This is a genomic window from Halomonas sp. TH-94, assembly GCF_057473365.1.
In genome coordinates this window covers 21,350-28,150 of sequence record NZ_JBYCKL010000108.1, presented here as the reverse complement: position 1 = coordinate 28,150, position 6,801 = coordinate 21,350, and the positions used below count along the sequence as shown (strand labels likewise).

6 protein-coding genes are annotated in these 6,801 nt (G+C 64.9%); 2 read left to right on the top strand and 4 right to left on the bottom strand.

Annotation, left to right across the window (positions count from 1 at the left end):
- From AC2VNO_RS18495 to dnaX, 4 genes are all read right to left on the bottom strand, one after another.
- The coding region (locus AC2VNO_RS18495) for a ribonuclease D (RefSeq protein WP_486935507.1) at positions 1-887 on the bottom strand (887 nt) is incomplete at its 3' end.
- 32 nt (positions 888-919) lie between these two features.
- Positions 920-1,525, bottom strand: coding sequence for a recombination mediator RecR (gene recR, locus AC2VNO_RS18490; RefSeq protein ID WP_486935506.1), 606 nt, complete (start codon positions 1,523-1,525; stop codon positions 920-922).
- The gene (locus AC2VNO_RS18485) at positions 1,525-1,851 is read right to left on the bottom strand and encodes a YbaB/EbfC family nucleoid-associated protein (RefSeq protein ID WP_486935505.1); all 327 of its coding nucleotides are present in this window, start codon (positions 1,849-1,851) and stop codon (positions 1,525-1,527) included. The genes recR and AC2VNO_RS18485 overlap by 1 nt, the downstream gene beginning before the upstream one ends.
- 37 nt (positions 1,852-1,888) lie before the next feature.
- On the bottom strand, positions 1,889-3,955 hold the full coding sequence (dnaX, locus tag AC2VNO_RS18480; protein WP_486935504.1) for a DNA polymerase III subunit gamma/tau: 2,067 nt from the start codon (positions 3,953-3,955) through the stop codon (positions 1,889-1,891).
- Positions 3,956-4,202: 247 nt separating this feature from the next.
- Between dnaX and AC2VNO_RS18475 the strand changes: the two genes are divergently transcribed.
- Positions 4,203-5,489, top strand: a complete 1,287-nt coding sequence (locus AC2VNO_RS18475) for an NAD(P)/FAD-dependent oxidoreductase (RefSeq protein ID WP_486935503.1) — start codon at positions 4,203-4,205, stop codon at positions 5,487-5,489.
- An 86-nt stretch (positions 5,490-5,575) separates the two neighbouring features.
- Positions 5,576-6,787, top strand: coding sequence for an iron-containing alcohol dehydrogenase (locus tag AC2VNO_RS18470; RefSeq protein WP_486935502.1), 1,212 nt, complete (start codon positions 5,576-5,578; stop codon positions 6,785-6,787).
- The last annotated feature ends 14 nt before the right edge of the window (positions 6,788-6,801 follow it).

The window sequence follows — 6,801 nt, the reverse complement described above, 5'->3', positions numbered from 1 at the left end:
GGCAATTTCTCCGCTTCGCACTGCCGCGACTGCTTGAGCAGCGCCAGCAGGATATCGCCGTCACGCTTGATCAGGCTTGGCTTTATCTCTTCGATCTCGGCGAGCTGGTGGCGGTTCTCGGGCATCCGCTCTGCCATGCTGTAGAGCACCCGGTCGTTGACCAGCCATCCACGCGGCAAATTGCGCCGCCGTGCCTCGCCCTCGCGCCAGGTGGTCAACAGCCGATAGGCCTCGATCTGGCGGGGAGTAAGCCGCCACAATTGGCGTTGCCGGCGATACCACTGTCCGTCTGCCTGGTCGCTGCGCAGCGCCTGGGCCATCAGTTCGCGGCAGTCGGCATCGAGCCATTCACGCCGCCCAAGCCGCTCCAGCGCCTCGCGCTGGTGCTCCCATACCTTGAGCAGGAAAACCACATCGAGCGCTGCATACAAGCACTGAGAATCGCTCAACGGACGCTTCAGCCAGTCGGAGCGGGTCTCGTCCTTGGGCAGGGTCTCCCCGGTCCAGTGCTGCACCAGGCGTTGATAGCCCATGGCGGGGTCTTCGCCCAACAGCGCCTGGGCGATCTGCGTATCCACCAACGGGGCGACCGGCGCGTCTGCCCAGTGTGCCAGCACCTCGAGATCCTCGCTGCTGGCATGCAGTAGCTTCAGTGGCCCTTCCCCCAGCAGCCGGCGAAAAGCATCCGTACAGTCGACCTGGAGAGGATCGATCAGCCAGGCAGCCCCCCCGACGGAGAACTGGATCAGGGCGGGAATCGGGTGAAAGGTCTTCTCGCGGAAAAACTCGGTATCCAGCGCGATCACTTCAGCCTGGGCCACCTCGGCGCAGGCGGCATCCAGCGCCTCGGGGTTATCGATCCAGCGTATCTCGGGGGTCAGGGTCATGCAGTCATCCAGCAACAGAAAAAGCGGCGGCTTCAATCACCGCGAAAAGGCAGGCGGCCGTTGAAGGCGCGGCTGAGGGTACCACCATCCACATATTCGAGCTCACCGCCCATGGGCACGCCGTAGGCCAGTCGCGACAGCGTCACCCCATGGGGCGAAAGCTGGGCAGCGATATAGTGCGCCGTGGCCTCACCCTCCACGGTAGGGTTGGTGGCCAGAATCACCTCGCTGATGACGCCTTCGGCAATGCGCGCCTCGAGCTGATCGAGGCCAAGATCCTCGGGGCCGATGCCATCCAACGGCGATAGATGACCGTGGAGCACGAAATAGCGACCGCGGTACCCCCCCGCTTCCTCGATGGCAAGCTGGTCGGCCGGCGACTCTACCACGCACAGCTGGGCGTCGTCGCGTCGGCTGCTGGTGCACAAGCCACAGAGCTCTTCTTCGGTGAGCGTGCGGCAACGCCGGCAGTAGCCGACGTGCTCGATGGCCTGTTCGAGCACGCCCGCCAGGCGGCGCCCGCCATCCCGGTCGCGCTCGAGCAGATGCATCGCCATGCGCTGGGCGGTCTTGGGGCCCACGCCCGGCAGGACACGTAGCGACTCCATCAACCTGTCGACGAGGGGAGAAAAGCTCATCAGAAGGGCATCTTGAAACCCGGCGGAAGATTGAGCCCCGCCGTTGCTTCCTCCATTTTCTCTCGTGAGCTGGACTCTACCTTACGCACGGCATCGTTGACCGCTGCAGCCAGCAGATCCTCGAGCAGCTCCTTGTCCTCTTCCATGACGCTGGGGTCGATATCGACCTTGCTCACGTCGTGTCGTCCGTTCATGGTCACCTTGATCATGCCGGCACCGGCTTCACCGGTGACCTCGGACTTGGCGATCTCTTCCTGGATACGCTGCATCTTCTGCTGCATTTCCTGGGCCTGCTTCATCAGGTTGCCCATTCCACCTTTCATCATGGTCGTTCCTCTCGATTGGCAATGTGAAACTGTCGACTCAGGCCCTTGGCGCCGCTTCGGCCGGCTTGACGCTCGACTCGATCAAGCGCGCACCAAAAGTCTCCTGCAGCTGCTTGACATGGGGGTCGCGATGCAATGCTGCCACCGCCTCGGCATGGCGCTCGGCAGCAATCCGGTCGGCGCGCTGCCGCGGTGTCTCGATATCGGCAGGCAGCACCCCAGGCTCGATGGCAAGCTGACGTACGATGCCGATACCAGCCAGCGCCTCCTGCACACGACGTACGTGAATCTCGGCATTCATGGCCTGCTGCGACGGGTCCAGTCGCAGCGTCAACCGCTTGCCATCATCCCTTTCGACAACGCAGTGGGCCGCGAGGTTGCGAGTCAGCCCGCCCAGGCCGAGGGAGTCGAAACCGTGCAGCCAGCGGTCATGGTTGATCGGTTCACCGCTCCCGGCGCTGCCTGCCTCCGCCTGCCATCCGGGCACTTCGGCGTCAGAAGCATCGGTGGCGGGCTCTTCAGCCGCCAATACAGGGGCGTCCACGACAGCAGCCTCAGCCTCTTCCACCTCTAGTGCCCCATTGACGCCAGCAGTGTCGGGCGGCGTCGCCACGACTGCCGTCATCACGGGCTCTTGCGGGAGAGTCGCCGCGGGCTCACTTGGTGCGGCTTGCTCCATCTCCTGGGCCGAAGCGTAAGCCGCGTCATCCTGTGGCGCTGCCGTTTCCTCGTCGGCCAGCGCTTCCCAAGGCGGGGGCGGCTCTGGCACCCGCTGAACCGTGGCCTGAACCTCCGCGGGAACCTGTTCAGCCGGCGGTGCTTCATCAGGCTTGGACGATAGCGGCTGCGGTTCGGATGAGAGCGGCTGACTCGACGTCGGGGATGCCGTGCTTCCTTCGCGCTGAGCAGTGTCAGCCGGCGGCTCTCCTGAACCGCTCGCAGGAGCGGAGCCGCCACCTACGGCTCGCAGCGGCAGCGACGTTTTCGCCGGCTGGGGCACGCCTTGGGGGCGGAAGGCCAGCATGCGCAGCAGCGTCATCTCCAGCGCCGTGCGCAAGTCGGGGGCGTGGGCCATGTCACCGCGCCCCTGTATGCCGATCTGATAGTAGAGCTGCACGTCCTCGGCGGTGAAACGCGAGGCCAGGGCAAGCACCGTATCGCGGTCGCCATGTGTATTGTCCACCGCGTCCGGCACCATCTGAGCCACGGCCAGGCGATGCAGAATGGCGGCCAGATCATCGAGTACCGCGGCGAAATCGGGCCCCTGTTCCGCCAGCTGAGCGATCTCTGCCAGCAGCCTCGGCGCATCCACGTCCGCCAATGCCTCGACCAGAGCGAGCACGTGGCGGTGGTCCAGCGTACCCAGCATGGCGGCCACGTCGGCATGACGCACCTGGCCCTGGCCGAAGGCGATGCCCTGGTCGGTCAGGCTCATGGCGTCGCGCATTGAACCGTCTGCTGCACGTCCAAGCAGCCACAGTGCGCTCTCCTCGAAGCCGATACCCTCGGCCTCGAGCACCTTGGCAAGGTGAGTGACGATGCGCTCCGGTGGCATGTTCTTGAGCGTGAACTGCAGGCAGCGTGACAGCACCGTGGCGGGCAGCTTCTGCGGATCGGTGGTGGCGAGCAGAAACTTGACGTGGGGCGGCGGCTCTTCCAGGGTCTTGAGCAGCGCATTGAAGCTGCTGGTGGAAAGCATGTGCACCTCGTCGATGAGGTACACCTTGTAGCGTCCCTGGGTCGGGGCGTACTGCACGTTGTCGAGCAGTTCGCGGGTGTCTTCCACCTTGGTGCGCGAGGCGGCATCGACTTCGATCAGGTCGACGAAGCGCCCCTCGTCGATGGCGCGACAACTGTCGCACTCCCCGCAAGGCGTAGAAGTGACGCCCTCGTCACCGTATCCCTTGGCCGTGCAGTTGAGGCATTTGGCAAGTATTCTTGCCAGTGTCGTCTTGCCCACCCCTCGCGTACCGGTAAACAGATAGGCATGGTGCAGACGCCCCTGGTCGAGCGCATTGACCAGTGCACGCTGGACGTGCTCCTGGCCGACCAGTTCATGGAACGTACGCGGCCGCCACTTGCGGGCCAGAACCTGATAGCTCATTGCTGTACGGATTCCTTGCAACAGGGCTGGCGGGCAGCCTATCGGAGCAGGGCCTACTTCACCCCGACGAGTCGTTCGGTGACGAGCCGAACACGAAAACCTCCATTCTACCGGCTGACGCCAAGTGCGCAAAGTTCACCCTGCCGTGCGGCGGCTTAGCGTCCTGCGCGCGCAGCGCGGGGCACTGGATCAGCCCGCAGACTGTGCTAGCATCCGTTGAGTATTTTCTACATCCAAGGACCTCTCCATGAGTGAGCCTCGCTGCGCCTCATATTATACCGCCTCGATCCACCAGGAGTCGGACTACCCCCGGCTCGAGGGCGAGATCCGGGTCGATGTCGCCATCGTCGGTGGAGGTTTCACCGGCGTGGCAACGGCGGTGGAGCTGTCCGAGCGTGGCTACCGGGTCGCCATCGTCGAGGCCAACAGGATCGGCTGGGGCGCCAGCGGTCGTAACGGCGGCCAGGTGACCGGCAGCCTCTCCGGCGAGGCGGCCATGCGCAAGCAGATGCGCCGCACCCTTGGAGAGGCCGCCGACGACTTCGTCTGGGACCTGCGCTGGCGCGGACAACGCATCATCCGAGAAAGAGTCAATCAGTATGGCATCGCCTGCGACCTGAAGCACGGCCACCTTCAGGCAGCCTGGAAGCCCTCGCACATGCCAGCCCTCGAGGCCGACTTCGAGGCCTGCCAGGCCCGCGGCATGGGGGAGTACGTAGAGCTCCTCGATGCACGCCAGGTGCGCGACGTGGTGCGAACCGAGCTCTACCGTGGCGGGCTGCTCAATCACTACAACCTGCACCTGCACCCGCTCAACCTGTGCCTGGGCGAGGCGCGTGTCGCCGAATCCCTGGGCGCGCGGATATTCGAGCACTCGCCGGTCGTGCGCATCGACCACGGCCCCACCCCCGCCGTGATCACTGCGAACGGCAGCGTCCGCGCCGACCGCGTACTGCTGGCGGGCAACGCCTATCACCGGCTGGAACGGCGCCACCTGGGCGGCAAGCTGTTTCCGGCGTCGCTCGGCATCGTCACCACCGCGCCTCTGGGCGGGCTTGCCGAGGCCATCAACCCGCTGGACCTGGCGGTGTACGACTGCCGCTTCGTTCTCGACTATTACCGACTCACTGCCGATGGCCGCCTGTTGTTCGGCGGCGGAGCCAACTATTCGGGCAAGGACTCACCCGACATCGCCGCCGAGCTGCGCCCGCGCCTGGAAGCTACCTTCCCCCAGCTCAAAGGAACGCCGATCGACTACGCCTGGCAGGGTATGGCCGGCATCGTGGTCAATCGCATTCCCATGCTGGGGCGAATTTCCGATACCGTTTACTACGCCCAAGGCTACTCGGGCCATGGCGTAGCCACCTCGCACATCGTCGGTGAAATCATGGCCAAGGCGATTTCCGGCCACCTGGAGGAGTTCGACACCTTCGCCGCCTGCCGCCACCCCAAAGTGCCGTTCGGCGATGCGCTGGGCAACCCGCTGCTGGCCGTGGGAATGTGGTATTACCAGCTTCTCGAGCGCTGGCGCTAGACCTGGCTGGCGTGATGCGTTGGCCAATCGGGAGTCACGCTGCTTATAGTGGGCTTCGCCAATAACGAAACTGCGAGTGTACGGCCATGCCAGCAGCCTTCCCCGACCGCATCGACCCCTTTCGCGTCGCCCGCCTGCCCGATATCCGATTCGGTAACGGCAGTATTCAACTGCTCCCGGCGCTGATCGCCGACTGCGGCTCACACGTGCTGGTGGTGACCGGCAGGCGCTCCTTCGTCGAGTCACCGCGCTGGGGAGAGTTGGTCGCGGCCCTCGAAACGCAAGGCGCTACCTGGCATCACGTCGCTATCGAAGGGGAGCCTTCCCCGCAGCGGGTGGATGCCATCGTCAGCGAATTTAAAGAGCGCCCCATAGATGTCGTCGTTGCCATTGGCGGTGGGAGCGTACTGGATGCCGCCAAAGCCGTCGCCGGCCTGCTACGCCCCGGCAACTCCGTGATGGATCATCTCGAGGGGGTAGGACGCGGCCTGCCCTACCATGGCCCCGCGGTACCGCTGATCGCCGTACCCACTACTGCCGGCACCGGCAGCGAAGCCACCAAGAATGCCGTGCTCAGCGTTCAGGGGCCCGAAGGCTACAAGAAGTCGTTTCGCGATGAGCGACTGGTCGCCGCCGTCGCCCTGATCGACCCCGAACTACTGGCCGGTTGCCCCAAGACGCAGATCGCCGCCAACGCCATGGACGCCTTCACCCAGCTGTTGGAATCATACGTCTCGCTCAATGCCAGCCCTGCCACTGACGCACTCGCCTGGTCCGGCATGCAGGCCTTCTGTCACGGTTTCTGGCCGGCCTGGGAATCGAATCACCCCGAGGCCGAGCGAGGCTACGGACAAATTGCCTACGCCTCGTTGATGTCGGGGATCGCCCTGGCGCAGGCAGGCCTGGGCTCGGTTCATGGGCTGGCTTCCCCGCTGGGGGCCTTCTTCCCGATTCCCCACGGCACGGTGTGCGGCACACTGGTCGCCGAGGCCACGGCGGTCAACATCGCAGCACTGCGCCAGCGTGAGCCGAGCCATTCAGCTCTGCCCAAGTACGCCGAAGCCGGCCGGTTGGTCGCCGGCGAGCGCGAACTGGGGGAAGAGGAGGCCTGCGAGGCTCTGGTCGCGACGCTGCGCAACTGGACCCACAGCCTCGACATACCGAGACTCGGTGCCTACGGCATGCGCCAGGACGACATCGAACGCGTGGTCGCCAACGCCCGGGGCGGCAGCATGAAGACCAACCCTCTTATACTGACCGACACAGAGCTGGGTACGCTGCTGGAAAGCCGACTGTAGACCCTGCCTTCGGT

Excerpts from the sequence above, each read along its gene's own strand:
- recR (WP_486935506.1), bottom strand. The coding sequence starts at position 1,525 with ATGAGCTTTTCTCCCCTCGTCGACAGGTTGATGGAGTCGCTACGTGTC.
- AC2VNO_RS18485 (WP_486935505.1), bottom strand. The coding sequence starts at position 1,851 with ATGATGAAAGGTGGAATGGGCAACCTGATGAAGCAGGCCCAGGAAATG.
- dnaX (WP_486935504.1), bottom strand. The coding sequence starts at position 3,955 with ATGAGCTATCAGGTTCTGGCCCGCAAGTGGCGGCCGCGTACGTTCCAT.
- AC2VNO_RS18475 (WP_486935503.1), top strand. The coding sequence starts at position 4,203 with ATGAGTGAGCCTCGCTGCGCCTCATATTATACCGCCTCGATCCACCAG.
- AC2VNO_RS18470 (WP_486935502.1), top strand. The coding sequence starts at position 5,576 with ATGCCAGCAGCCTTCCCCGACCGCATCGACCCCTTTCGCGTCGCCCGC.